Source organism: Amycolatopsis sp. NPDC043889 (assembly GCF_056435645.1).
Map to the genome: position 1 here is coordinate 422,541 of NZ_JBWKEC010000003.1, position 24,017 is coordinate 446,557.

Below are 24,017 nucleotides of genomic sequence, written 5' to 3' on the forward strand. Positions count from 1 at the left end.
CCTTAAGAACGTCAGCCGACACCCTAACGGCCGGACGCCGCGGGCACGGCGGCTTCCAGCAGTTCGGCGAGATCTTCCGACCCTTCCGGCAGGGAATCCACCGGCCACCAACGAAGATCGTCCGATTCGTCGCTTTGGACCGGTTGCGCTCCCCGTGGCGCGCGCACCACGAAACGCACGTCGAAATGCCGGGTCGGCACGCCGAGCGAGCACGTGATCGGGTGGACGTCGAGATGCACCGGGGCCGGGTCGATCACGAGGTCCTCGATACCGGATTCCTCTCGTGCCTCACGAAGCGCGGCGTCCGCGAGCGTCGCGTCGCCTGGTTCGCAATGCCCGCCGAGCTGCAACCAGCGCCCGACTCGCGGATGCAGGGTGAGCAGCACGTTTTCCGCGTCGGCGTCGAGAAGGACGGCCGACGCGGTGATATGCCCGGCCGCGCATTCGCGGCGGCAGACGTCGTCGCGGGCGGCGAGGAAGCCGAGATAGGCCTGGCGCAAGGATTCCTGGGCCGCGTCCCCCGGTCGCCAACCGGACAAAGTGGACACAACGTCGTCGTGCAGGGTCACAGTTCGAGAAGTCCTTCACCGGGTTCGACGGGACCGCGCGCGGGCGGGAGGACGGCGGGATGCCCGATCGCGACGGCGCCGAGCGGTTCCCAGCGCTCGTCCAGGCCGAGGACGTCACGCACGATGTCTGCCGCGAAGATGGTCGACCCGATCCAGCACGAGCCGAGGTCTTCGGCGGCGAGCGCGACCAGCAGGCCCTGCACGGCGGCGCCACCGGCGACGGTGAACATCGTGTGCTCACAAGCGTTCCGCCGGTCGTCGCGGTAGGTGTGCGCGCCCTCGGCGACGAGGAACGGCACCACGACTTCGGGCGCGTTGTACAGGATGTCGCCGCGGCTGAGGCGCTTCGCGACCTGTTCGGCGGTGAAATCGTCGCCTTCGAGATCGGCCTGCCACGACACCTTCATCGCGTCGAGAAGCTTGCGGCGCAAGCCTTCCTCGCGCAGCCACACGAACCGGACCGGCTTCGTGTGATGCGGAGCGGGAGCCGTGAGCGCCGTCCCGACCGCGCGGCGCAGCACCTCGGGATCGACCGGTTCGTCGGTGAACGACCGGATCGAACGCCGCGCGAGCACGGCTTCCCGGCGGCCCTGGGCGATGGATTCGTCGGTACCGAGGCGGAACAGGTCTTCTTCGACCGGGCGGAGCAGTTTGCGGGCGGTCGAACCGTCGTCGGTCAGCCGGAGGCCGCGCACGACGGCGACCGGGGTCCCGCCGAGCTTGCCCTTGACCAGATCCGCCGCGGCGGCGAGTTCGTCGGCGATCGCCACCTCGGTGACCGCGAGTTCGTTGCCCTGGCTGTCGACCTCACCCGCGTACGAGTGCAGCACCCGCAGGCCGGACGCACCGATCGCGGCGTCGGTCTGCCCGACCCGCCACGCACGGCCCATCGTGTCGGTGACGACGACGGCGACCTCGACACCGAGCCGTTCACGCAGCCCGTTCCGCAGCGCGAGCGCGGAAGCGTCGGGATCGGACGGCAGCAGCGCGACCTCGCCGGAGGCCACGTTCGACGCGTCCACACCGGACGCGGCCTGCACGATGCCGAGCTTGTTCTCGGTGATCACCGTCCGGTTGATCCGCGCGATCACGCGGACGGACTCCTCTTCGACGAGCTTGCGCCGGGCGGCGTCGCGCTCCTCCGGATCGGACGGGACCCGGATCAGCATGCCTTCGACCTTGGAGACGATCTTGCTCGTCACGACCAGGACGTCGCCCGGCCGCAGCCAGGGGGCCGCCTCGACGATCGCCCCGGTCAGGTCGTCGCCGGGGCGGAACTCCGGCAGGCCCTCGACCGGCAGGATCTCGATCTTCGCGGAAGCGTGGTCACTCAACGGAAACTCCCGCCAGATCGAAAGCGGCGCGCACCATGGCCGCCGTAGCGTCCACATCGGACATCAGCAGGGGTACGTCGCGGACGGCGACTCCCGGCACGTCGACGGTCTCCCCCTCGGAGACCAGCCAGCCGTCGAGCACGCCGTCGGATTGCTCGCGGGATCCGTAATGCCGTCCGACGGCCTCGGCCGAGGTCTCCACGCCGATCGCGCTCAGGCACGCGTCGGCCATACCGCGCAACGGCTTACCGCCGATGATCGGCGAGACACCGACGACCTTGGCACGCGTCTTCCGCAGTGCGTCGCGGATTCCCGGGACACCGAGCGTCGTGCCCACCGAGACCACCGGGTTGGACGGTGCGAACAGCACGATGTCGGCGGCCGCGATCGCGTCGAGCACGCCGGGCGCCGGCTTGGCCTCGTCGGCGCCGACGGCGATGATCGAATGCGCCTTCGGCTCCGCGCGGTAGCGCACCCACCACTCCTGGAAGTGGATCGCCTTGCGCTGGTCCGGATCCTCGGGGTCGTCGATCACGACATGCGTCTCGACGCGGTCGTCCGACATCGGCAGCAGGCGTACGCCCGGCTGCCAGCGATCGCACAGCGCCTCGGTGACCTGCGACAGCGGATAGCCCGCGCGCAGCATCCGCGAACGGATCAGATGCGTCGCGATGTCCTTGTCGCCCAGGCCGAACCAGGTCGGCTCGGCACCATAGGCGGCGAGCTCCTCCTTGACCGTCCAGGTCTCCCCGGAGTGACCCCAGCCGCGCTCCTCGTCGATCCCCCCGCCGAGGGTGTACATGCAGGTGTCCAGGTCCGGGCAGATGCGCAGACCGTGCATCCACACGTCGTCCCCGGTGTTCACCAGCGCGGTCACCTCATGCGGCGATTCCGGCGCGGAACCGGTCGCGGGCAGACCCAGTGCTTGTTTGACCCCCAGCAGGAAGCGGGCCCCGCCCACTCCGCCGACCAAAATGACGACCTTCACGACGGGCGATCCTCGCACGCCCCCGGAGCCGGGGCCCAGTAGCGGTACCTGTGGTGCTCCGTACAGCCCAGGCTTTCGTACAGCTTCAGCGCGCCGGAGTTCGCCACCGCGACCTGCAGCACCATCCCGGTCGCGCCCTGAGCGGCGCCCCAGGCGCCCACGGCGTTCATCAGCCCGCGTGCGAGCCCTCGCCGCCGGAACTCCGGCCGTACCTCCAAACGGGCGATGTGCAGCCACTCGCCGACGACCGCTCCGCGCACCGCGCCCGCCGTGACGCCGTCGATTTCGACCACCCCGAAGCCGACCTTGCCGGTGCCGAGGACGTGCCTTGGCGCCTCCGCCGGATCCGCGCCGCCCGCCGTCATCTCCCACCATCCGGACGTCGGTTCGTCCAGAATCACCGTTCCCGCCGAGGTCCCGTGCGAGAGCGGCCCGGTCAGCACGCGGACCTCGTGCGCGGGGCGGTGTTCCACATAGTGGACCCAGCCGCGGGCGGCGATGGCGTCCTCGATAGACGTGTTCTGGATCACCTGAACGACGGGCGGGATGGCATGATCGTGGGCGAAGTCACAGACCGTCCGCAGGGCGTCTGGCAGCGGTTTTCCCGGGTCACCGATCGCCAGGGCACTGTTGGCCCGCGCGGTGAACCCGTCCGCCCAGCGGAGCCTCCAGTCACCGATCCGGCTCTCGAGCAGGGGAGTCCAAGCCTGGCTACAGGTGAGCTCGAGCATTTCCGCACTGTTCACGGTTAGATTGTGCCAAGGAAGGCAGTGGAGGGACCCCGATGAGCATCGCGCGCAAGGACGACAGGCACAACGAAGACCTCGTCCGCGAGATCTCGGACGGCTTCAACCGGGCATTGGGCGCGGAAAAGGCCGTCGAGAAGGACGCGGAAGCGGCGAAGCCCGCCGCGCCGAAGTTCGTCATCACTGGGGACAGCAGGGCCACTCCGCCGCCTCGCCGGAAAGACCGCTGAACGCCCATCCCCGGAGTGCCGATAAGGGTGGCCTAAGCGGGCCGGTCGCGCCCGTGGGCGCGTAATGTCCGTTGCAGACTGGTGAAGCAGAGATAAAGCAGGAGTGCGCAGTGACCTACGTGATCGCCGAGCCCTGCGTCGACGTGCTCGACAAGGCGTGTATCGACGAGTGCCCCGTGGATTGCATCTACGAGGGTGACCGCATGCTGTACATCCACCCGGACGAATGCGTCGACTGCGGTGCCTGCGAGCCGGTCTGCCCTGTCGAGGCGATCTACTACGAGGACGACGTCCCCGACGAGTGGAACGACTACACCAAGGCCAACGTCGACTTCTTCGACGAGCTCGGCTCGCCCGGTGGCGCCTCCAAGGTCGGCAAGACCAGTCACGACCCCGCCTTCATCAAGGCTCTTCCCCCGCAGGGCGAATGAGCCGGGTCGCTCTTCCCGATTTCCCCTGGGACTCCCTGGCCGAGGCGAAGGCGAAAGCCCAGGCGCATCCCGGCGGCCTCGTCGACCTGTCGATCGGCACGCCGGTGGACCCTGTCCCCGAGAGCATTCGCGCGGCGCTCGCGTCCGTGTCGGAGATCCCGGGGTACCCGACCACGCACGGGATCCCCGAGCTCAGGGCCGCCGCGATCGACGCGCTTTCGCGGCGGCACGGCATCGAGGGTGTTCCCGCGGCGGCCGTGCTGCCGACGATCGGTTCGAAGGAACTGGTCGCTTCGCTGCCGCGGCAGCTGGGGTTCGGCCCCGGCGATCTCATCGTGATCCCCGAGGTGGCGTACCCGACCTACGAGGTCGGAGTGCTGCTGGCGGGTGCTTCCCTGCTGCGCGCGGACAGCACCTTCGCGGTCGGTCCGCAGCGGCCGTCCATGCTGTGGATCAACTCGCCGTCCAACCCGACCGGGCGCGTGCTCGGCGTCGACCACCTGCGCAAGGTCGTCGAATGGGCGCGGGAACGCGATGTCGTCGTGGTCTCCGACGAGTGTTATCTGGCGCTGGGCTGGGAAAGCGAGCCCGTGTCGATCCTGCACCCGGCCGTGCACGGCGGCTCCCTCGACGGCCTGCTGGCCGTCCACTCGCTGTCGAAGTCCGCGAACCTCGCCAGCTACCGCGCCGGATTCGTCACCGGTGACCCGAAGCTCGTCGCCGGGCTGCTGGAGATCCGCAAACACTCCGGGCTGATCGTGCCGCGGCCGGTGCAGGAGGCCATGGTCGCCGCGCTGAAGGACGACGAAGCGCTTGCCGCGCAACGGGAACGCTACGCGCGCCGTCGGCTGGTGCTGCGTAAGGCGTTGCTGGACAGCGGTTTCGAGATCTCGCATTCCGAGGCCGGGCTGTATCTCTGGTCCACGCGCGGGGAATCCGCGCTCGACACGGTCGATTGGCTGGCCGATCGCGGCATCCTGGCCGCTCCGGGCACCTTCTACGGGCCGACCGGTGGACGGCACGTCCGGATCGCCCTGACGGCGACGGACGAGCGCCTCGACGCGGCCGTGGAGCGGCTCGCTTCCTGACTAGGGCACGTCGCGGCCGGTGAAACCCCGGTAGACGAACCGCGTCAGCGCCTCGACGGCTTCTTCTTCGGAGATCGCTGACGGGTCGAGCAGCCACGTGTGCGCGAAACCGTTGACCAGTTCGGCCATCATCGCGAGCGTGACCCGCTCCGACGCCGGGAGTTCCATGCCCGCCGCGGTGATGTACCCGAGGTGGTCGAGGATGTCCGCCGCCTGAGCGGCGCCGAAGCGCGCATAGGTGCGTGCGAACTCGTCGCTGACCATCGCGGCCTGGCGCAGCGCGAGCATCGTCGCGGCGTTGTCGCGGTGGAAGTTCCAGTACTCGCAGACGTGCCAGCGCACGGCTTGCGGGTCGGTGAAGTCGGGTATGTGCTCCGGTGAGGCCGCGTTGACGTCGCTCGCCGCCGCGAGGTCCTCGAGGAGAGCTTCGAGCAGCTCTTCCTTGCTCGCGAAGTGGTTGTAGAACGAGCCCGCCGCGCGTCCGGCCTCCGCCGTGATGTCGGTGATCTTGGTGTTCAGGTACCCCTTCGCCGCGAAAACGCGCTTCGCCGCCTCCTTGAGCGCGGCCTCGGTCTCCGCCGCCTTCTCCTTGCGGCTCATCGCCGTCATCGGCACCTCCTTGACACGGAAGGCTAGCAACGAGCATAGTGAATTCTAATTCACTGAATCTCAATTCACCGGAGGCGGAGATGACCGAGGTGCTGATCGCGGGAGCCGGACCGACCGGCCTCACGCTGGCCATCGATCTCGCGCGCCGCGGCGTCGCCGTGCGGATCGTGGAGAAGGCCGAGACGTTCTTCGAAGGCTCGCGCGGCGATGGCCTGCAACCGCGCACGCTCGAGGTCTTCGAGGATCTCGGGGTACTGGACGCGGTCCTGGCCGCCGGGCAGCCGCCGGTGGCGGTGAAGATCCATCTGGGTGGCGAGGTCGTCGGCGAGCGGAGGATGGCCGAACTCGCCGAGCCGACCCCGGACGTGCCATACCCGAACGGCCACTTCCTCGGCCAGTCGCGGACCGAGGGGATCCTTCGTGAGCGGCTCGCCGAATTCGGCGTCCAGGTCGAGCTCGGCACCCCGCTGCTCGGCTTCGAGCAGGACGCCGACGGGGTGACCGCCGAACTGCCGGGCGAGCGCGTCCGGGTCGGCTACCTCGTCGGCGCGGACGGGGGGAAGAGCTTCGTGCGCAAGGCGCTCGGGATCGCGTTCGAGGGCACCACCGACGAATCGGTCCGCATGCTGCTGGGGGACGTCCAGGCCGAGGGGCTCGATCGCGCGTACGGGCATTGGTTCGCGAAGCCCGAGGACCCGATGTCGGGGATCGTGCTCACGCCGCTGCCGGGGGTGCCGCATTTCCAGTTCGCCGCGCCACTGGGTGAGGAGGAGGTCGAGGCGTCGCTCGGCACCTTGCAGTCCCGGCTCGACGAACTGTCCGGCGGCGGGGTCCGGCTGCACGACCTCGCCTGGTCGACGGTGTGGCGGCCCAATATCCGGCTAGCCGAGCGGTTCCGTGACGGTCGCGTGTTTCTCGCCGGCGACGCGGCGCACGTCCACCCGCCGACCGGTGGGCAGGGCCTCAACACTGGTGTCCAGGACGCGTACAACCTGGGCTGGAAACTCGCCGACGGTTCACCGGAGCTGCTCGACAGCTACGAGCCCGAACGGCGCGGGGTCGCCGCGCGGGTGTTGAAGATCAGCACCGAGATCCTCGAGAAGTACAAGGAAGGGGCGGAAGACGCGCACGAGCGCGGGGAGAACACGCGTCAGCTCGACATCGGGTATCGCGGCGGCCCGCTCGCGCCCGCGGCGACCGGCCGGATCCGGCCCGGCGACCGCGCGCCGGACGCGCCGCTGAGGGACGCGAACGGCAAGTCCGTCCGGCTGTTCGAGGTGCTGCGCGGCCCGCGGGCGACAGTGCTGGTGTTCGGCGACGGCCCGGCGCCCGAAGGCGCGCGGCGGATCCTGCCCGCGGGCAGCGCGCTGTCCGACACGGACTTCGAGGACTTCGACGGGCACGCCTTCGCCGCGTATGAAGCCGAGAACGGGCGGCAGGTGCTGGTTCGCCCGGACGGCTATATCCGCGGGCTCACCGCCTGAGCGGCTTCGTCGACTTCGGCCCAGACGTCGCGCCACACGGCACGGACCTCGGCGCGGCGCAGCAGTTCCTTCTCCGCGATCCGGCCGGCGATGAAGGCGACCTCGGAGTCGACGGAGGCTGCGACGCCGCGCATCCGATCGGCGGCGACGCAGGCGTCCTGGTGGTCCCCGAGGACGGTCTGGAAGTTCTTCGTGGCCTTGATCAGCCGCTGGATCCGCTCCGCCTGCTTCTTCTTCGCGGCGGGCTTGGCCATCTCGGCGGCGTAGCGGAGTTTCTTGCCGTAGATGCGAAGCGCGTGAAGGTCGTCGTCCGGAGGATCGGCGGGAAGAGCCTTCACGGCCTTCGCGAGCTTTCGATGCGGCTTCGCGAGACCGGCGACGAGATCGGCCGAGGTGGGGGCGGCCTCGGCAGTGGGTTCTTCGGCGGCGGGCTGCCGGGCGAGGCGGCCGATATCCTGCAGCATCGAGGCGTACCGGGGGCTGGCGAGCGCGCGGGTGAGCCGCCGCTTCGCGACGCCGCGCTCGGTGACGAACTTCGACACCAGACGGCGCGCGGCCGGCTGGTCGCGCACCTCGAACTCGGCGACGACCTCACGGAGATGCCCGATCAGGACGTCGTAATCGCGGACGTCGCCGAGGGACTGGCCGAGCCAGCCGAGCTCGGCGCGCACCGGCTCGGCGTCCGGGCCGACGAGGCGACCGGAGAGCTTGAGGACGCTTCGCATGCGGCGCAGCGCGACCCGCATCTGGTGCAGATCTTCGGGGTCGGCGCCGGATTTGGTGCCCGGCTCGTGCGCGAGGAGCGCGCGGATCTCGACGTCGAGTTTGACCCGGACATGGGTGGCCGCCGGATCGCCGGGCCCGGCTTTCGCGGGACGGTCGCCGAGCCCGAGCGCGGCCGGAGTGGTCGAAGGGGCGTTCTTGCGCGGCAGGGTCTCGGCTGTCACAAGATGAATTCTAGGTGAACCGGCAAGGTGGTCCAGGCCGTGAGAGAAGCAAGGGACCTTTGCTCCCGCCCTCCGGGGAGAGTGGTAGCAAAGGTCCCTTGCTCCCCGCGCGCGCAGCGGCCCCGGGCGCCTCAGGTGACTGTGTGGGTTTCGGGACATCTAACGTCCCAAAACCCACACAGTCGGTCAGTGTCGCTACGCGGGGTGAGGGGTGTGTGGGAATAGGGACACTCAACGTCCCTATTCCCACACACCCTCCCGCCCTCCGGGGGAAAGTGGTAGCAAAGGTCCCTTGCTCTCTTTCCGCAGGTCAGTTCGCGTGCAGGGCCGCGTTCAGCTCGATGCCGACGCCGGTGCGCGCGACGACCTCGACGGCGCCGGTCCCCGAGTTCCGCCGGAACACCGCGCCCGAGATGCCGGACAGTTCCAGCGCCTTCACGACCTTGCCCTCGAAGGTCACCTTCGTGCCGGCCGTGACGTACAGGCCCGCTTCGACGACCGAGTCGTCGCCGAGCGAGATGCCGACGCCGCCGTTCGCGCCGATCAGGCAGCGCTCGCCGATCGAGATCGTTTCCTTGCCACCACCGGACAGCGTGCCCATGATCGACGCGCCGCCGCCGACGTCGGAGCCGTCGCCGACCACGACGCCCGCCGAGATCCGGCCTTCGACCATGGAGGCGCCGAGCGTGCCGGCGTTGAAGTTGACGAAGCCCTCGTGCATGACCGTGGTGCCGTTGGCGAGGTGCGCGCCGAGGCGGGCGCGGTCGGCGTCGGCGATGCGGACTCCGGTCGGCACGACGTAGTCCACCATCCGCGGGAACTTGTCCACGCCGTAGACGGTGACGTTGCCGCGCGCCCGCAGCCGCAGCCGGGTCGCCTCGAAGCCCTCGACGGGGCACGGTCCGTGGTTGGTCCACACGACGTTCGCCAGCAGGCCGAAGATGCCGTCGAGGCTCGCGCCGTGCGGCCGGACCAGACGGTGCGACAGCAGGTGAAGACGCAGGTAGACGTCGTGCGTGTCGCCGGGGGCGTCGGACAGCCGGGCGATGGTCGTGCGGACCGCGACGACCTCGACACCGCGATCGGTGTCCGGGCCGAGCTGGGCGGCCGCGGCCTCGCCGAGGGCTTCGGAGGCCTCTTCGGCGGTCAGCCGCACCGTGCCGGCCTTGCTGTCGGAGCCGTCGGTCAGCTTGGGCAGCGGGAACCAGGTGTCCAGTACCGTGCCGTCGGTCGTGACGGTGGCCAGTCCGACGCCGGTGGCGCCGGTCGTTTCGGGGTCAGGGGTCTGCTCGCTCACGACCTGAACGGTAACCCAGTGACGCTCCTCAGCCGCCGACGAGGCTCTTCACACTGGTCAGCGCCGTCGCCATATCGGTGAGCGCCTGGCCGCACGGTCCCCCGGGAGCCGCCTGGGCCTGGCAGTTCGCGGCGCGGAAGGCGGCGATCGGGCGATCGAGGACGTCGGCGTGCGACGACAGGTCCGGGCGGCGCTTGCGGACGGTGCCCGCGGCGCTCGAGAGCTCGGTGACGTACTTCTGGCAGCCCTTGGGCGATTCGGTCCCCGGCGCCAGATAGCACTGATCGGTGGTCAGCGCCTTGAGCTTGATCGGCAGCACGTCCGGGCCGGTGCTCTGGGTCGGCCGGACCTTCACCGGGACTTCGCTCGATCCGCACCCGCTGAGCACCAGGAGGAGGGCGACCAAGATCGTTCGCATGCGCACTCCTTCACGGTAGCCCCGGGCCCCCGGCGGTACGGTGCGGGCATGCCTTCGCTCGACTTGCACGCCGATCCCGTCGCCCTCACCGCCGCGCTGGTGGACATCTTCAGCGTCTCGGAGCAGGAGAAGGTGATAGCGGACACCGTGCAGGCCGCGCTCCAGGCGCAGGCGCCGCATCTCGAGGTGATCCGCAACGGCGACGCGGTCCTCGCCCGCACGAACCTCGGCCGCCCTTCGCGGGTGCTGCTGGCCGGGCATCTCGACACCGTTCCGGTCAACGAGAACCTGCCCGTGCGCCGCGAGGGGACCGGTGACGACGAGATCCTGCACGGTCTCGGCACCGTCGACATGAAGAGCGGTGACGCCGTCTTCCTGCACCTCGCCGCCGCGCTCCGGGAGCCGAGGCACGACATCACCTTCGTGTTCTACGACTGCGAAGAGATCGAAGCGACGAAGAACGGTCTCGGGCGCATCGAGCGTGAGCTGCCCGAGTGGCTGCGAGCCGACCTCGCGATCCTCGGCGAGCCGTCGAACGGCGGGATCGAAGGCGGTTGCCAGGGCACGATGCGGATCGAGATCCGCGTCGACGGCGTCCGGGCGCACACCGCGCGCGGCTGGATGGGCGTCAACGCGATCCACGGTCTCGCCGAACCGCTGCGCAGGCTGGCCGAGTACACGCCGCGGGTGGTCGACATCGACGGCCTGACCTACCGGGAAGGGTTGCAGGCCACGAAGATCGGCGGCGGCGTCGCGGGCAACGTCGTCCCGGACGAAGCCGTGCTCACGATCAACCACCGCTTCGCTCCCGACCGCTCCCCGGAGGATGCCGAGGCGCACCTTCGCGAGGTCTTCGAGGGCTACGACGTCAAGATCGTCGACTTGTCGCCAGGGGCATTGCCCGGCCTAAGCGCTCCCGCGGCGGCCGAGCTGGTAGCCGCGGCCGGGGGCAAAGCGGTCGCGAAGCTGGGCTGGACCGACGTCGCGCGCTTCGCGGCACTCGGGATCCCGGCGGTGAACTTCGGTCCGGGCGACCCGACGCTGGCGCACACCCGCCAGGAGAACGTCCGAGCGGGCGAGATCCGGCAAGTGGCCGCCGTGCTGCGCGAATTCCTCAGCTAGTCAGGGCGAGCAACTCGTCGAGCGCCTGCTCCGGGCCGCCATAGGTCAGGTGCGAGATGGCGAACATGGGGGCGACCACCCGGCTCCAGGCGTACAACCTGTCCCCGTCGAGCCCGCAGGCGTTCGCCACCGTATGGCAACGGGCCTCGACGCCTTCGTGCCCGGCGCCGCTCACCACGTAGTCGACGGCGTCGAAGCACGGATCACCCACGCACGCCTTCGGATCGATCGCGATCAGGCCGCGCGAGCCGCCGTCCAAGGCGTTGCCGAGATGCAGATCGCCGTGGAGCAACACGACGCCGGCCTGGGTGTCCAGCAACTTCTCGCAGCGCTCGATCGCCAGGCGCCAGTTTTCCGGGCCGATCCTGGCGGCGATGGCCGGTTCGGTGATCCGCTTGCCGATCCGGTCGAAGGATTCCTCGAACCGGCCGCGCAGGCTCCACGGCCAGTCCGCCGGCGGGGCGACGGAATGCAGCGCGCTGAGCAGGTCTCCCCAACGTTCCGGCAGGGTCGGCAGCGGCAGGTCCTCGGCCGGGGTGCCCGGCTGGATCTCTTCCAGCACCATCGCACCGGCGTCCGCGTCGGCGGCGAGGACGGCGGGCACCCGGCCCGACGGCGCGAACACCCGCAGCATTTCGAGCTGTTTGGTCAGCAGCGCCCCGTCCGGGCTGAGTTTGAGCACCGACGGCGTCCCATCGGACCAACGGCAGCGCAGGACGACGGACGAGGCGCCGCTCTCGAACAGCTCGCCGAGCTCGAAGTCCCATCGAGAGGCCAGCCTCGCGGCGAGTGCGGGGACCCCGGCGAGCCATCCGTCGGCGTCGGCGCCGAATCGGCTCACCAAACGAGCTCTGATGTCTTCCAAGTCCACTTCGGTCACTGGGAAACGTCCTCCTCGGCTCCGAGAAGGAGCAGTCCATGCCGCAGTAGGTCCGCGGCCTCTTCGAAACGCCCCTGATCGCGCAGTAGCTCTCCAGCTTTGTCGATTGAAGCGGCCAAGACGCCGCGGGTGTCGTGGAGGGCGGCTACGTCGATGGCATGCGCGAAGCCTGCTTCGGCTGCTTCGAGGTCTCCACGGGCCAGGGCCAGTGAGCCCTGCTGGAACGTGAGTGAAGCTGACAGCGGCGAGTCCTCAGGGATGGCTTCGGTTGCTTCGGAGAGTAGCGCGGAGGCGTCGCCGAGACGACCGAGTTCGCGGCAGACGTCGGCGAGTTCCAGCGTGACGGTGTGATCGGGTGCGGCCGCGCGTGACGCGCGAAGGTCCGCCAGAGCGCCTTCGAGATCGTCGGCACGCCGGTTCAGGGCTCGCGCGAACAGGCACCGGGCCAGCACCGGCCGCAGGGCGCGTTCGTGGAGCAGATCGTGCAGCGCCGACACGGCGGCGACGGCGTCGGCCAGCCGTCCTTCGCCGAGATAGGACTCGGCCAGCCGTCGCTGGTTCCCGGCGAGTTCGGCCAGAATCTCCTCGCTGCCGCGAGCGAGCCGAAGTGCCTCTCCCGCGTGATGCGCGGCCTGGGCGTTCTCGCCGAGGCGGAGCTGCCCGTCGGCGAGGTACGCGTGCAGGGTCAGCAGGAGCACCGGATGCGGATGGCGGACGAGGCTCGCGTCGAGCGCCGTCCGGAGCAGGTGCATCGCGTGATGCGGCTCGCCCCGGCCGATCAGGACGTTCGCCCGCAGCGCGGCGGCCAGTTCGCGATACGGCGGGATGTCGTCGGCGAGCGCGGCTTCGGCGGCGGCCACCGGCCGTGCCCTGGCGTCGCCCTCGGTGAACCGCGCGAGCCACATCCAGGCGAGTCCGGCCTGGCGGTGACGGCCGATCTTCTCGGCTCGCCGGGCCAGGCGCCGCATCTTCGGCGCCGAACCGGTCCCCGCCAGGAAATCCGCCGCGGCCGCCGCGATGTCCAGATCGAGCCGGACGTCGTCGCGGGGCGACGTCACGCCGAGGAGTTCGCCGGTGTCCACGCCGAGTCGCGCGGCGAAATGGCGCATCGCGTCACCGGAGGGTGTCCGCGCGCCCGTCTCGACGGACGAGACGTACGCGGCGGTGTAGTGCGGTTCGGCGAGTTCGCGCTGGGTGAGGCCGCGTTCGGCGCGGAGCCGCCGTAGCCGTCCGCCGACCTCCTCGTCCATGACCGAGAACGATACGGGCGAACCCGCCGATGACGTGAGTTCGCCGTTCGATCACGCGAGTTCGCCCCCTGATCACGCGAGTTCGCCGGTTCCGCACAGCAAGCTCGCGTGATCAGAGGCGGGACTCGCGTGATCAGACGGACGACTCAGCGGCCCTGCAGGGATTTCACGTTCTGCCCGAATGTCCAGTTCCGTGAACCGTCCCAGTTGATCGACCAGGTCATCAGGCCCTTCAGCGCCGGAATGCTGCGGTACGCCTGGGAAACCAGGCTCGGCGACATGTAGCCACCGCCGGCGCCGGCCTGCGCGGGCAAGCCCGGAGCCTGCTTGTCGTAGGGCACGCGGATCGTCTGGCCCTGGATCACCAGGCCCTTGTCGAGGCAGTTGGTCTGCGCGACGAAGCCCTGGACCGTCCCGGCCTGGTACGAATCACCGGAGCAGCCGTACATGCTTCCGTTGTAGTACTGCATGTTCAGCCACCACAGCCTGCCGTTGTCCGCGTACTTCTTGATGATCGGCAGGTACGCGCCCCAGATCGAGCCGTAGACGACGCTGCCGCCGGTGACGTACGCCGTCTCGGGCGCCATGGTGAGCCCGAAGTTCGGCGGCATTGCGGCGAGGACGCCGTCGATGATGCGGATGAGGTTCTTCTGCGAAGCGGAAAGCGTGTTGATGTTCCCGCTGCCGGTGAGGCCGGTTTCGATGTCGATGTCGATCCCGTCGAAGTTGTACTTCTTCAGGATCGGCACGATGGTCGCGACGAATTTGTCCGCCACGGTGGCCGAATTCAGGTCGATCCCCGCGGTGGCGCCGCCGATGGACATCAGGATGGTCGCGCCGGCGTCCTTCGCGGCGCACATTTCGGAGGGGGTCGCGACCTTCACAGTCGCGTCCATCCCATCCTCCCATTTTGCCGTTCCGTCGGACAGGATGACCGGAAAGGCCGCGTTGATCACGTTGTACCCATTGGCCTTGATCCGGGCGTCGGTGATCGGGATCCAGCCCATCGGCGGATGGACGCCGTTCGAGGCGCCGTCCCAGTTCTCCCAATAGCCCTGCAGGACCTTGCCCGCGGGCTTCGATTTGACCGCGCAGACCTCGGCGTCGGGAGACGCCTGCGCCGAGCCCAAGGCGACGAGTGTGGTGACGGCGAGTACCGCCGCGCCGGTGATTGCGAGCAGCCGTGAGACGCGACCGAACATACCCAGCTCCCATCTCGAAAGCGGTTTGAACGAACAGGAAGCGGCCGTTCGGCTCAACATAGGTCGCCGCGCATGAGTGGCGCTACCGACGATCGGGTGGTCTAGACCAGATATCCAAGAGTTGCCCGAAAATCTCCCTCACGCGCGAAGGCCATCTCACGAGGCCGGGTGTCCTCGTGAGATGGCCTTCGTCATTCGGATGGTCAGACGGTGATGGTCCAGCTGTCGAGCGTGCCGGTGTCCTGCGCGTAGGCGTCGTAGAGCACGAGCGTCCAAGTGCCGGAAGCGGCCTCGTTGGTCACGGGGACCGAGTACGTCCTGGTGCCGAGATCCGTACAGGGCAGGGAACCGGTGGGTTTGACCGAGTACGTGCTGCCGTCGGGGGCCTTCAGGCTGATGCGGAGGTCCTCGGAGCAGGTGTGCGTCCCGGTGATCGACACCTTCACCGGCGAGGTCGCCGTGCCCGTCGCGGTGGACGTGATCGGGCTGTTGACCGTCGCGTAGTCGTTCAGCGCGTAGTCGGTGCCGTTGGTGAACGTGCGCACGCTGACGTCGCCGACGGTGAGCGTGTACTGCGCCGTGCGGTCCACCGAGGTCCCGTCACCGGTCACCGTGATCGTGCTGGTGCCGTTGGGGGTGCTCGCCGACGTCGCGATGGTGAGCGTCGATGAGCCGCCGGACTGCACCGAAGCGGGGTTGAACGTCGCGGTCGCCCCGGCGGGAAGACCGCTGGCACTCAGCGAAACCGCTTGTGCCGCACCGGAAGTCGTCGTGGTGTTGACCGTGACGGTCGCTGACTGTCCCGCTTGGACGGTGCTGGAGGACGGCGAGAGACCGAGCGAGAAGTCGGGCCCCGTCGACGTGCCGACGGCGAGCTTCCAGAGCGCGTACGCGATCGCGTCGCTGTTCTTCTCCAGTGGGGTGTCCGGGATGTTCGACAGCGTGTCGCACGCGCGGTGGTAGCAGCTGTCGAACGCCCTTCCGGCGGTGCCGCCCCATTTCTGTTGCTGCGCCGCGCTCTTCGTGTACCCGGCACCGGTCGCGAGACCGCCGACCGGGATGCCCGCGCTCTTGAACGACGCGTGGTCCGAACGGCCGTCGCCCTCGGTGTCGCCCTCGGTCTGGATGCCGATCGTCCGGAAGTACTCGTCGAACACGGCCTTGACCGAAGCGACGTCGTCGTAGACGAAGTAGCCCCAGTTGTCGGAGCCGATCATGTCGAAGTTCAGGTAGGTCTTGATCTTCGTGCGCTCGGTCTGCGGCAGGCTGTTGACGTAGAACCTGGACCCGCGCAGACCGGACTCCTCGTCGGCCCACCAGCCGAAGCGGACCCGCTTCGCCATCGCCGGGTTCTCGCGGGCCAGAGTCAGCGCGACTTCGAGGATCGAGGCCGAACCCGAGCCGTTGTCGTTGATGCCGGGGCCGGCGCTGACGCTGTCGAGGTGCGCGCCGAGCATGATGACCTGGTTGGCGTCACCCTGCGGCCATTCCGCGATCACGTTCTGGTTCGAACCCGCGCAGCTCGTGCAGGACTGCAACGTGACGTTGTAGCCGGCGTCGCGCAGTTTCTGTGCCACATAGGACACCGACGCCGGGTAGCCCGGCCGTCCGGCGGCGCGGTTGCCACCGTTCTGGTTGGCGATGGTCTGCAACGCGCTCAAGTGCGCCTTGACGTTGGCGAGCGAGATGTCCGGTGCGGCGGCGGCCGTGACCGCCTGCGCGGGCGCCGTGACGACACCCAGTACGGCGGCCATGCCGACGACGGCCGCTCCTATTCGCTTTCCCCACTTCATGCCGGGGTTTCCTTTCTGGGTAATGGTCCGTGAAGGCCTCCTTCCCTACGCTGAAGGTAGGGAAGGAGGCCTTCACGGAACGGGAATCAAACGGTGATCGACCAGCTGTCGAGCGTGCCGGTGTCCTGCGCGTAGGCGTCGTAGACCACGAGGGTCCACGTGCCCGCCGCGACTTCGTTGGTCACGTTCACCGAGTAGTTCCGGGTGCCCAGATCGGTGCAGGGCAGGGAACCGGTGGGTTTGACCGAGTACGTGCTGCCGTCGGGGGCCTTCAGGCTGATCCGGAGGTCCTCGGAGCAGGTGTGCGTCCCGGTCACCGTCACCTTCACCGGCGAAACCGCGTTGCCGGTGGCGGTCGAGGTGATCGGGCTGTTCACCGTGCCGTAGTCGTTCAGCGCGTAGTCGGTGTCGTTGCTGTAGGTGCGCACGTCGCCGCCGGTGCCGACGGTCAGCTTGTACTGAGCGGTGTGCGTGCCGCTCGCCGCGGTGCCGGTCACCGTGATCGTGCTGGTGCCGTCAGGGGTGCTCGCCGACGTCGCGATGGTGAGCGTCGAGGAACCGCCCGACTGCACCGAAGCGGGGTTGAACGACGCGGTCGCCCCGGTGGGAAGACCGCTGGCGCTCAACGAAACTGTCTGTGCCGCACCGTTGGTGGTCGCGGTGTTCACCGTGACCGTGGCCGACTCGCCCGGCTTGACGGAACCAGCCGCCGGGGTGACGCCGACCGAGAAGTCGTCACCCTGCGGGGTGCACGAGGCCGGTTCACCGGTCGCCGCGGGAACGCTGATGGCGTTCCACGCCGCCTTGGTGGTGTTGAACTCGGTGCAGGAACCCGGGTACAGCGCGAGCGCCGCTTCCAGGGTGGCCTTGCGGGCCGCGCGGTGGTTCCAGCTGGAGGTCTTCTTCAGCAGGCCGTTGTAGAAGATCTTCGCGGCCTTCTGGATGCCGATCCCGGTGATCGAGGTGTTGTTGCAGGTCGGGCTGGCCGGTTTGCCGACCGGCGCGGTGCCCTCGGCGAGCAGGTAGAACCAGTGGTTCTGCGGGCCCGCGGCGGCGTGCACCTCGGTGTTCGGGATGGACGACGAGTAGCAGTCGGGGTTGCCGGAGATCCTGCTCGGCTGGTTCATGTAGCGGATCGGGCCGCGGCCGACCAGGTTCACGCCCTCGCCGACGTCGTAGTCGGGGACGTCCTTGGCGTTGTTGGCGTAGTGCTCGGTGACGGCACCGAAGATGTCACCGGTGGACTCGTTGAGGCCGCCGTTCTCGTTGCCGCTGCCCGCGCCGCCCGGCGTGGTCTGGAAGATGGCGTGGCCGTACTCGTGCGCGACGACGTCCATCGGGGTGGCCTGGCGCTGGCCGTCCTGCGAGCGGCCGTAGGTGGTCGAGGAGCCGTTCCAGTAGGCGTTGGCCTGGTTGAGGCCGACGTAGGCGGGGAAGCCGCCGCCGCTGCCGTTGATGCCGTTGCGGCCGAGCCATTCGCCCAGCATCTTCCACTCGGTCTGGACGCCGAAGAGCGCGTCGACGCAGGCGGTTTCCAGGTCGGTGCCGGAACCGTTGCCCCAGTTGTCGTCCGGTCCGCTGTAGGGCGAGCCGTTCTGGCGGGCGCAGCTGATGTTGGTGCGCTGCGGGTCGCGCATCGTGTACGTGCCGCCGGAGTTCGTCGTGTCGATGGTGACGTTGCCGACGTAGTAGCTGTTCCCGGCGCCCAGCGTGCTGACGTCGTTCGACGTCGCCTTCGGCGCGGCGGCGGGGAAGTTGGACATCTTGACGTCGTCACGGGTTTCGAGCACCGCGCCGGTGACGCCGTCCACGAAGACGTGCAGGTTGCTCGGGTTCGCCGCCTTGGTACCGGCGACGACGACCTCGTAGGCGAGCTTGGGGGAGTTCCCCGCCAGTACGACGAGCTTCGGCGCGGCGACACTGTCTACTTTGGATAGCTGGCCGCGCGCGACCTCGGTCGCCTTCGCCGCGGAGATCTTGGCCTTCGTGTCCACCGAGATCGCCGCGGTCTCCGCGGCGCTGGTGCCGCGGACGCGCCCGGCGCCGTCGGCGACCACCACCGCGTCCCCGCCGACGACCGGCAGGCCACGGTAGGTTCGTTCGTAAGCGGCGTAGAAGAGTCCTCCGCCACCGGGGGTCAGCCCGACGCGGCGGAAGTCTTCCTGCGCCCCCTTCCTCAGCTGGTCTACACCGGTCGCGGCGGCCCGGTCGGCCGCGCTCGCGGCCACGGCGTCAGGGCTCGCGGGCTGGATGGTGGCAGTGGTCGCATTCGCCGGGGTCACCGGGAACGTCATGCTCAGGGCAAGGCCGGCGACGGCCGCCAACCCTGTTCTGAGCCCTCGCTGAACGGTCATGTGAACCTTCCATGGGCAGGACCGTGTACCCGTCCGGCTAGAGGCGCGGCGGGGAATTCGACCTGGCGGGCGCACGGCGGGGGACGGGGAGCGTGCCCATTCGGATAACTGGAGTTATCCCGATGGACACGTCCGAGTAAAGGAGCCGGTCACAAGGTGCGTCAATGGGCCGGATGGCCTAGCGGAGCGGGTGAAGATCGACATGCAGGGAATGAAATGCCTGTGTAGTAAGAGTTTTCCCGCCATGTGCGATATATGGCGACTTTCGTATGGTTTTCAGCCGGTCGGCCCGAAATCGGACATAGCGGCCGCGCGTACACCGCGCCGATAGGCCTCCGCGGCCTTTTCGATTAATCCGCGGGCGCGCAACGTGTCGCCCAGATGCAGTGAGGTGGCGACGAGCGCGCCGCGCAGTTCGGACTTTTCCTGTGCGGTGGCGGCTTCTTCGAGTAGCGCGGTCGCCTCGGACAGGTCGCCGCGCGCGCGGGCGATGAGTCCCAGTAACCGGAGAACCTCGGCCCTGGCCTCGATATCGGGGGATCGATCCAGAAGCGGGCGGATCCCTTCGGCGAGTTCGGCGGCCTCGTCGAGCTTCCCTTGGCGGCGGCGGACATCGGCGAGTTCGATGGTCGCGCCGAGCACACCTTCCCGCGATCCCGCCTTGGCAAGGAGATCGCGCGCGAGCCGCAGTTCGGCGTGCGCCTCGTCGAGTTTGCCCAGTCGCCGCCAAAGGAAGCCGCGCGCCCAGCGGCACCGGGCGGCGTCGCGGTCGTAGCCGAGGGAGGTGAACAGGCGCAGTGCCCGCGAAAGGTCCTTCTCCGCGCGGTCGACCAGGCCGATCGCCTGCCACAGTTGCGCGGCCTGCCGGTGATAGCGCGCGGCGATGTCCGCACGGTGAGCGGAAGGGAGGACGCGCCGGCCTTCATCGGCGGCACGACGGGCGCGGCGGAGCGCGCCCATTTCGATCAGCGGATGGATCAACGCGGTCACCAACGCCAGCTCGGCGTCGGGATCGCTCGTGCCGGGGGCGCGGAGATCGGCGAGCGCGTTTTCCACGAGCGCGACCGAAGCGCCCAGATCACCCGAAAGCGCGCGGCAGGCGGCGAGGCGGTTGACGATCATCGCGCGCAGCCGGGGCGACGCCGCGTCGGCGAGTTCCATGGCGTGCGCGAATCCCTTGTCCGCCAACGGGATGTCGTAGCGCTGCCACTGGACTTCGCCGAGATGGAAGCGCGCGTGGCATTGGACGTCCGGCAGCCGGTACTCCGCCGCTCGGTGTTCCACCCGGGTGAACTCGCGTTCGGCGGCCTCGAGTCCGCCTTGCTGCAACTCGCGGTACGCGGTCTCGAGCGCCTCGGTGAGTTCCTCGGCGGCGCCCGGTGGCCGGTCGAAGCGGAGTTCGTCCGCGGTGAGGCCGAGCCGTCGCGCGAGGTGGGAGAGCACGTCGTCCGAGGGCAGACGGCGGCCCGACTCGACCTTGGCGAGGAAACCGCGGTCGTAGCGCGGCTCGGCGAGCTCACGCTGAGTCAGCCCGCGTGCCCGGCGCAACCGCCGGATCCGCGCGCCGAGTGGTTCTGCCCTGGACGGCACCGATCCACGGTAGACGATTTCCCGGCGGGTATCCGGCTGAGCTGGGCGGATACCCGCCAACAACGGCCGGATCCGGTGACTTCCGACCGGCGAAACGGACATATTGACTGGTGGCGTCCCGGGCGCTAGCGTCTTGCGCCATAAAAAGGAAACTTTCTTAACTAATCCATGAGCGGGGCGCCGATGATGGTGAGTTCCTGGTCCCGGACGGTGGCCGCGGTTTCGGCACTGGTCCTCGGGGGTTTGACGGTTCCGGCGGTTTCGGCCGCGGCGGCGGTCCAAGGTGAGGTGCGGGTCGATCAGGTCGGCTACGGCATCACCGAGACCAAGTACGCCTATCTCCTGTCCAGCGCGCCGGGTGCGTTCTCGGTGATCGACGAACGCGGCCGGACCGTCCATCGTGGACGGACCGGGCAGTCGCTCGGCGCGTGGAACGCGAAGTACTCGGCGGTGTACCAGCTGGACCTGTCGAAGGTCTGGCTGCCGGGCAAGTACCGGATCGAGGTCACCGGCGAGACCAAGGCGACGTCGCCGACGTTCCGGGTGGACACCAAGGACCGGCTCTTCACGCCGCTCGTCCGTGCCACCAACGAGTTCTTCCAGGCGCAGCGCGACGGTGACGACATCATCCCCGGCCGTCTCGACCGCAAACCCTCGCACCTGGCCGACAAGCAGGCCACGGTCTACGAATGGCCCGCGTTCGGCGGTGAATTCGGCGACGAGATCACCGAACCGCTGAAGCCGGCGGGCGGGCCGGTCGACGTCGAGGGTGGCTGGGTCGACGCGGGCGACTTCGTCAAGTTCACGTCGAACACGGCGTACTCGCTGGCGGAGCTGGGTTACGTGCTCCGCGAGGACTACGATCGGGTGCTGGCCAAGGAGGTCAAGCTCGGCCTCGACTGGCTCGACAAGATGTGGGACGAGAAGAGCAAGACGCTCTACGCCCAGGTCGGGATCGGGACGGGCAGCGACAAGTTCGGGTTCCTCGGCGACCACGACGTCTGGCGGAATCCGCACGACGACGACCCGCTCGACGTGAAACCCGGTGACCCCAAGTACTTCGTGAAGCACCGGCCGGTCTTCCCCGCGAACCCCGGCGGATCCGCGCTCAGCCCGAACCTCGCCGGCCGCGTCGCCGCCGCGTTCGCGCTCGGCGCCCAGGTCGAGGCGAAGCGGAATCCCGCGCTGGCAAAGGAATACCTCGCCGAGGCCTCGTCGGTCTTCGCGCAGGCCAAGACCGAGAACGTCGGCGAACTGGTCACCGCGTTCCCGCACGCGTACTACCCGGAATCATCCTGGCGGGACGACATGGAACTCGGTGCGACGCAGCTGGCCCTGGCGGCCAAGGCCTTGCGTGACCCGCGGTCCGCCGAGTGGACGCGGCAGGCGGCGCACTGGGCGAAGGCCTACATCGACGTCGAAGAGAAGAGCACGCTCAACCTGTACGACACCAGCGCGCTGGCGCACGCCGATCTGGCGAAGCTCCTGCGGCACGGCGTCCCGGGTGCCGCGCTCGGTCCGAAGGAACTGATCGGCGACCTCCGCCGTCAGCTCGACGAAGGGGTCGCGAGCGCGGCTCAGAGTCCTTTCCGGACCGCCGTCTCGGTGAAGGAATTCGACGCGGCCAGCAAGAGCTTCGGGTTCGCCGCGACCGAGCGGCTGTACGCGGACCTGACCGGTGACCGCCGGTACGCGGCGTTCGGTTCGCAGCAGCGGAACTTCACCCTCGGCGCGAACGCCTGGGGCATCTCGCTGGTCGTCGGCGTCGGCACCACGTACCCGCGGTGCCCGCATCACCAGGCGGCGAACCTCGCCGGAGAGGAGAAACTGCTCTACGGCGCCGTCGTGAACGGACCCAACGGAGCGGAGAACTTCGAGCACATGGAGCTCCCGCCCGGTTCGAAGGACTGCAGGAAGCCCTTCGAAGCCTTCGACACCCCCGAGGCCCGCTACGCCGACGACCTCGCGTCGTGGCCGAGCAACGAGCCCGCCATCGACTTCACCTCGACGGCCATGCTCGCGTTCGCGCTGACCGGACGTTCCTGAGGCGTGATCGCGGGGCCCGCTCACCGGCGGGTCCCGCGTTCGCGTATCCGACAACTCCTGTTCGCGGCGATGCTGCCGCTCCGGACGGTGACGACGTCGTAGGCTTGGCGGGGTGAGCGAGACAAGCGAGTTCCCCGACGGCCAGTACCCGGAACGTCCGATCGAGCGCCACAAGGGTCCGGTCGTGCTGCGGCGGGATCGCCGTGACCAGGACAGCACCACCGACCAGCGCCTGCTGGACTCGCGGGGTCCGAGCGACTGGGTGCACACCGACCCGTGGCGCGTGCTGCGGATCCAGGCGGAGTTCGTCGAGGGCTTCGGTGCGCTGGCCGAGGTGCCGCGCGCGGTGACGGTGTTCGGTTCGGCGCGGACCAAGCGGGACCACCCGGAGTACGAACTCGGCCGCAAGATCGGCGGCGCGCTCGCGAACGCGGGCTTCGCGGTGATGACCGGCGGCGGCCCCGGCGCGATGGAAGCGGTGAACCGCGGCGCCAACGAGGCGGGCGGGTTCTCGGTCGGCCTCGGCATCGAGCTGCCGTTCGAGCAGGGCCTGAACCCGTGGGTCGACCTCGGCGTCAACTTCCGGTATTTCTTCGCGCGCAAGACCATGTTCATCAAGTACTCGCAGGCGTTCATCTGCCTGCCCGGCGGTTTCGGCACGCTCGACGAGTTGTTCGAGGCGCTCACGCTGGTGCAGACGAAGAAGGTCACGAAGTTCCCGGTCGTGCTGTTCGGCAGCAAGTACTGGGGCGGCCTGTACGACTGGATCGCCAGTTCGCTGCTCGCCGAGGGCAAGATCGGTCAGAAGGACCTCGAGCTTCTGCACGTGACCGACGACATCGAAGACGCCGTACGCGTCGTGCAGGATTCGTACAAGGCTTGGGAGGACACCCACTGATGGCGGCTCCGCGCCGGGTCTGTGTCTTCTGCGGCTCTTCGATGGGCTTCGACCCGCGGTACGCCGACGAAGCTCGCGCCCTGGGCACGCTGCTGGCCTCGCGGGGCATCGGGCTGGTCTACGGCGGGGCTTCGGTCGGGACCATGGGCGTCGTCGCGGACGCCGCGCTGGCCGCGGGCGGCGAGGTGATCGGCGTGATCCCGGAGGCGCTGGGCAGCGTCGAGATCGCGCACGCCGGCCTGACCGAACTGCACGTCGTCGCCGACATGCACCAGCGGAAGGCGAAGATGGCCGCGCTGTCCGACGGCTTCCTCGCGCTGCCCGGCGGCGCGGGGACGCTGGAGGAGCTGTTCGAGGTGTGGACGTGGGCGCAGCTCGGGCTGCACGAGAAGCCGATCGGGCTGGTCGACGTCGGCGGGTACTACGCGCCGCTGCTGAAGTTCGCCGACCACATGGTGTCGGAGGGCTTCCTGTCGGCTGGGTACCGGGACATGCTCTCGATCGACTCGGACGCTTCGGTGCTCCTGGACGGCTTCGCGGACTACGTGCCTCCGCCTCGGCCTAAGTGGGCTAAGTAGGGCTTGGTCGCGTGGGTCGTGGGGGGGGGTTTGGGGTTTCCCCCCAAAAACCCCCCCCCACCCCCCCCCCAAAGCCCCAGGCCAGGAAACCCGGAGAGGGGACCCTCGTAACCCCCGCCCACTCCTACCCCAACCCCCCCCCCAAACCCCCCTCCACCACCTT

22 protein-coding genes are annotated in these 24,017 nt (G+C 69.1%); 8 read left to right on the forward strand and 14 right to left on the reverse strand.

The features are described 5' to 3' along the window. Positions 1-23: 23 nt before the first annotated feature. Genes AC0685_RS10100 through AC0685_RS10115 form a run of 4 tightly spaced genes read right to left on the reverse strand, consistent with a single transcriptional unit; the run spans position 24 to position 3,622 of the window. Positions 24-569: an NUDIX hydrolase gene (locus AC0685_RS10100; RefSeq protein WP_478225208.1), complete on the reverse strand. Its 546-nt coding sequence runs from the start codon at positions 567-569 to the stop codon at positions 24-26. Beyond that, complete coding sequence (locus tag AC0685_RS10105) at positions 566-1,903, reverse strand: coenzyme F420-0:L-glutamate ligase (RefSeq protein WP_478225209.1); 1,338 nt, start codon at positions 1,901-1,903, stop codon at positions 566-568. Before AC0685_RS10105 ends, AC0685_RS10100 begins: the two co-directional genes overlap by 4 nt. Continuing rightward, on the reverse strand, positions 1,896-2,891 hold the full coding sequence (gene cofD, locus AC0685_RS10110; RefSeq protein WP_478225210.1) for a 2-phospho-L-lactate transferase: 996 nt from the start codon (positions 2,889-2,891) through the stop codon (positions 1,896-1,898). Before cofD ends, AC0685_RS10105 begins: the two co-directional genes overlap by 8 nt. After that, the gene (locus AC0685_RS10115) at positions 2,888-3,622 is read right to left on the reverse strand and encodes a GNAT family N-acetyltransferase (protein WP_478225240.1); all 735 of its coding nucleotides are present in this window, start codon (positions 3,620-3,622) and stop codon (positions 2,888-2,890) included. Before AC0685_RS10115 ends, cofD begins: the two co-directional genes overlap by 4 nt. Before the next feature lie 53 nt (positions 3,623-3,675). On the opposite strand from AC0685_RS10115, the gene AC0685_RS10120 reads away from it, so the two are divergent. The 3 genes from AC0685_RS10120 to dapC all read left to right on the forward strand — a co-directional run bounded on the left by AC0685_RS10120 (position 3,676) and on the right by dapC (position 5,386). After that, complete coding sequence (locus AC0685_RS10120) at positions 3,676-3,867, forward strand: hypothetical protein (protein ID WP_478225211.1); 192 nt, start codon at positions 3,676-3,678, stop codon at positions 3,865-3,867. A 110-nt stretch (positions 3,868-3,977) separates the two neighbouring features. Further along, positions 3,978-4,298 carry a ferredoxin gene (fdxA, locus tag AC0685_RS10125; RefSeq protein ID WP_016331413.1) on the forward strand — a complete coding sequence of 107 codons (321 nt, stop codon included), beginning with the start codon at positions 3,978-3,980 and terminating at the stop codon, positions 4,296-4,298. Then, positions 4,295-5,386, forward strand: a complete 1,092-nt coding sequence (gene dapC / locus AC0685_RS10130) for a succinyldiaminopimelate transaminase (protein WP_478225212.1) — start codon at positions 4,295-4,297, stop codon at positions 5,384-5,386. The genes fdxA and dapC overlap by 4 nt, the downstream gene beginning before the upstream one ends. Here dapC and AC0685_RS10135 read toward each other — a convergent pair whose 3' ends face one another. Beyond that, complete coding sequence (locus tag AC0685_RS10135) at positions 5,387-5,995, reverse strand: TetR/AcrR family transcriptional regulator (protein WP_478225213.1); 609 nt, start codon at positions 5,993-5,995, stop codon at positions 5,387-5,389. Between the two features lie 80 nt (positions 5,996-6,075). Between AC0685_RS10135 and AC0685_RS10140 the strand changes: the two genes are divergently transcribed. Continuing rightward, entirely contained in the window at positions 6,076-7,479 is a 1,404-nt protein-coding gene (locus AC0685_RS10140) for an FAD-dependent monooxygenase (protein WP_478225214.1), read from the forward strand. Here AC0685_RS10140 and AC0685_RS10145 read toward each other — a convergent pair. The 3 genes from AC0685_RS10145 to AC0685_RS10155 all read right to left on the reverse strand — a co-directional run bounded on the left by AC0685_RS10145 (position 7,455) and on the right by AC0685_RS10155 (position 10,141). Next, on the reverse strand, positions 7,455-8,426 hold the full coding sequence (locus AC0685_RS10145) for a CHAD domain-containing protein (protein ID WP_478225215.1): 972 nt from the start codon (positions 8,424-8,426) through the stop codon (positions 7,455-7,457). The genes AC0685_RS10140 and AC0685_RS10145 overlap by 25 nt on opposite strands. A gap of 310 nt (positions 8,427-8,736) precedes the next feature. Next, positions 8,737-9,723, reverse strand: coding sequence for a 2,3,4,5-tetrahydropyridine-2,6-dicarboxylate N-succinyltransferase (gene dapD / locus AC0685_RS10150; protein WP_340684479.1), 987 nt, complete (start codon positions 9,721-9,723; stop codon positions 8,737-8,739). Between the two features lie 28 nt (positions 9,724-9,751). Further along, on the reverse strand, positions 9,752-10,141 hold the full coding sequence (locus tag AC0685_RS10155; RefSeq protein ID WP_478225216.1) for a hypothetical protein: 390 nt from the start codon (positions 10,139-10,141) through the stop codon (positions 9,752-9,754). 48 nt (positions 10,142-10,189) lie between these two features. On the opposite strand from AC0685_RS10155, the gene dapE reads away from it, so the two are divergent. Then, entirely contained in the window at positions 10,190-11,263 is a 1,074-nt protein-coding gene (gene dapE, locus AC0685_RS10160) for a succinyl-diaminopimelate desuccinylase (protein WP_340684477.1), read from the forward strand. On the opposite strand, the gene AC0685_RS10165 is transcribed toward dapE, so the two are convergent. The 6 genes from AC0685_RS10165 to AC0685_RS10190 form a co-directional block, all read right to left on the reverse strand. After that, entirely contained in the window at positions 11,256-12,143 is an 888-nt protein-coding gene (locus AC0685_RS10165) for an aminoglycoside phosphotransferase family protein (protein ID WP_478225217.1), read from the reverse strand. The genes dapE and AC0685_RS10165 overlap by 8 nt on opposite strands. Continuing rightward, entirely contained in the window at positions 12,140-13,393 is a 1,254-nt protein-coding gene (locus AC0685_RS10170) for a helix-turn-helix domain-containing protein (RefSeq protein WP_478225218.1), read from the reverse strand. The genes AC0685_RS10165 and AC0685_RS10170 overlap by 4 nt, the downstream gene beginning before the upstream one ends. Positions 13,394-13,539: 146 nt before the next feature. Next, the gene (locus tag AC0685_RS10175; RefSeq protein WP_192746609.1) at positions 13,540-14,595 is read right to left on the reverse strand and encodes a chitinase; all 1,056 of its coding nucleotides are present in this window, start codon (positions 14,593-14,595) and stop codon (positions 13,540-13,542) included. 203 nt (positions 14,596-14,798) lie between these two features. Further along, on the reverse strand, positions 14,799-16,388 hold the full coding sequence (locus AC0685_RS10180; protein ID WP_478225219.1) for a M28 family peptidase: 1,590 nt from the start codon (positions 16,386-16,388) through the stop codon (positions 14,799-14,801). Between the two features lie 86 nt (positions 16,389-16,474). Then, positions 16,475-18,742, reverse strand: a complete 2,268-nt coding sequence (locus AC0685_RS10185) for a M4 family metallopeptidase (protein ID WP_478225220.1) — start codon at positions 18,740-18,742, stop codon at positions 16,475-16,477. A 276-nt stretch (positions 18,743-19,018) separates the two neighbouring features. Beyond that, the gene (locus AC0685_RS10190) at positions 19,019-20,332 is read right to left on the reverse strand and encodes a helix-turn-helix domain-containing protein (protein WP_478225221.1); all 1,314 of its coding nucleotides are present in this window, start codon (positions 20,330-20,332) and stop codon (positions 19,019-19,021) included. 183 nt (positions 20,333-20,515) lie between these two features. On the opposite strand from AC0685_RS10190, the gene AC0685_RS10195 reads away from it, so the two are divergent. The 3 genes from AC0685_RS10195 (at position 20,516) to AC0685_RS10205 (ending at position 23,854) form a co-directional block, all read left to right on the forward strand. Next, the gene (locus AC0685_RS10195; protein WP_478225241.1) at positions 20,516-22,378 is read left to right on the forward strand and encodes a glycoside hydrolase family 9 protein; all 1,863 of its coding nucleotides are present in this window, start codon (positions 20,516-20,518) and stop codon (positions 22,376-22,378) included. Positions 22,379-22,490: 112 nt separating this feature from the next. Further along, a complete protein-coding gene (locus tag AC0685_RS10200; protein WP_478225222.1) occupies positions 22,491-23,276 on the forward strand; it encodes an LOG family protein in 786 nt (261 codons plus the stop codon). Further along, positions 23,276-23,854, forward strand: coding sequence for an LOG family protein (locus AC0685_RS10205; protein WP_125680437.1), 579 nt, complete (start codon positions 23,276-23,278; stop codon positions 23,852-23,854). Before AC0685_RS10200 ends, AC0685_RS10205 begins: the two co-directional genes overlap by 1 nt. Positions 23,855-24,017 lie beyond the last annotated feature (163 nt).

What these genes read in the sequence shown, in the direction of transcription:
- AC0685_RS10155 (WP_478225216.1), bottom strand. Translation starts at nt 10,141, where the DNA reads ATGCGAACGATCTTGGTCGCCCTCCTCCTGGTGCTCAGCGGGTGCGGA.
- AC0685_RS10185 (WP_478225220.1), bottom strand. Translation starts at nt 18,742, where the DNA reads ATGACCGTTCAGCGAGGGCTCAGAACAGGGTTGGCGGCCGTCGCCGGC.
- AC0685_RS10140 (WP_478225214.1), top strand. Translation starts at nt 6,076, where the DNA reads ATGACCGAGGTGCTGATCGCGGGAGCCGGACCGACCGGCCTCACGCTG.
- AC0685_RS10120 (WP_478225211.1), top strand. Translation starts at nt 3,676, where the DNA reads ATGAGCATCGCGCGCAAGGACGACAGGCACAACGAAGACCTCGTCCGC.
- AC0685_RS10170 (WP_478225218.1), bottom strand. Translation starts at nt 13,393, where the DNA reads ATGGACGAGGAGGTCGGCGGACGGCTACGGCGGCTCCGCGCCGAACGC.
- dapE (WP_340684477.1), top strand. Translation starts at nt 10,190, where the DNA reads ATGCCTTCGCTCGACTTGCACGCCGATCCCGTCGCCCTCACCGCCGCG.
- dapC (WP_478225212.1), top strand. Translation starts at nt 4,295, where the DNA reads ATGAGCCGGGTCGCTCTTCCCGATTTCCCCTGGGACTCCCTGGCCGAG.
- AC0685_RS10180 (WP_478225219.1), bottom strand. Translation starts at nt 16,388, where the DNA reads ATGAAGTGGGGAAAGCGAATAGGAGCGGCCGTCGTCGGCATGGCCGCC.
- AC0685_RS10205 (WP_125680437.1), top strand. Translation starts at nt 23,276, where the DNA reads ATGGCGGCTCCGCGCCGGGTCTGTGTCTTCTGCGGCTCTTCGATGGGC.
- AC0685_RS10115 (WP_478225240.1), bottom strand. Translation starts at nt 3,622, where the DNA reads ATGCTCGAGCTCACCTGTAGCCAGGCTTGGACTCCCCTGCTCGAGAGC.
- AC0685_RS10135 (WP_478225213.1), bottom strand. Translation starts at nt 5,995, where the DNA reads ATGACGGCGATGAGCCGCAAGGAGAAGGCGGCGGAGACCGAGGCCGCG.
- AC0685_RS10175 (WP_192746609.1), bottom strand. Translation starts at nt 14,595, where the DNA reads ATGTTCGGTCGCGTCTCACGGCTGCTCGCAATCACCGGCGCGGCGGTA.
- AC0685_RS10195 (WP_478225241.1), top strand. Translation starts at nt 20,516, where the DNA reads ATGATGGTGAGTTCCTGGTCCCGGACGGTGGCCGCGGTTTCGGCACTG.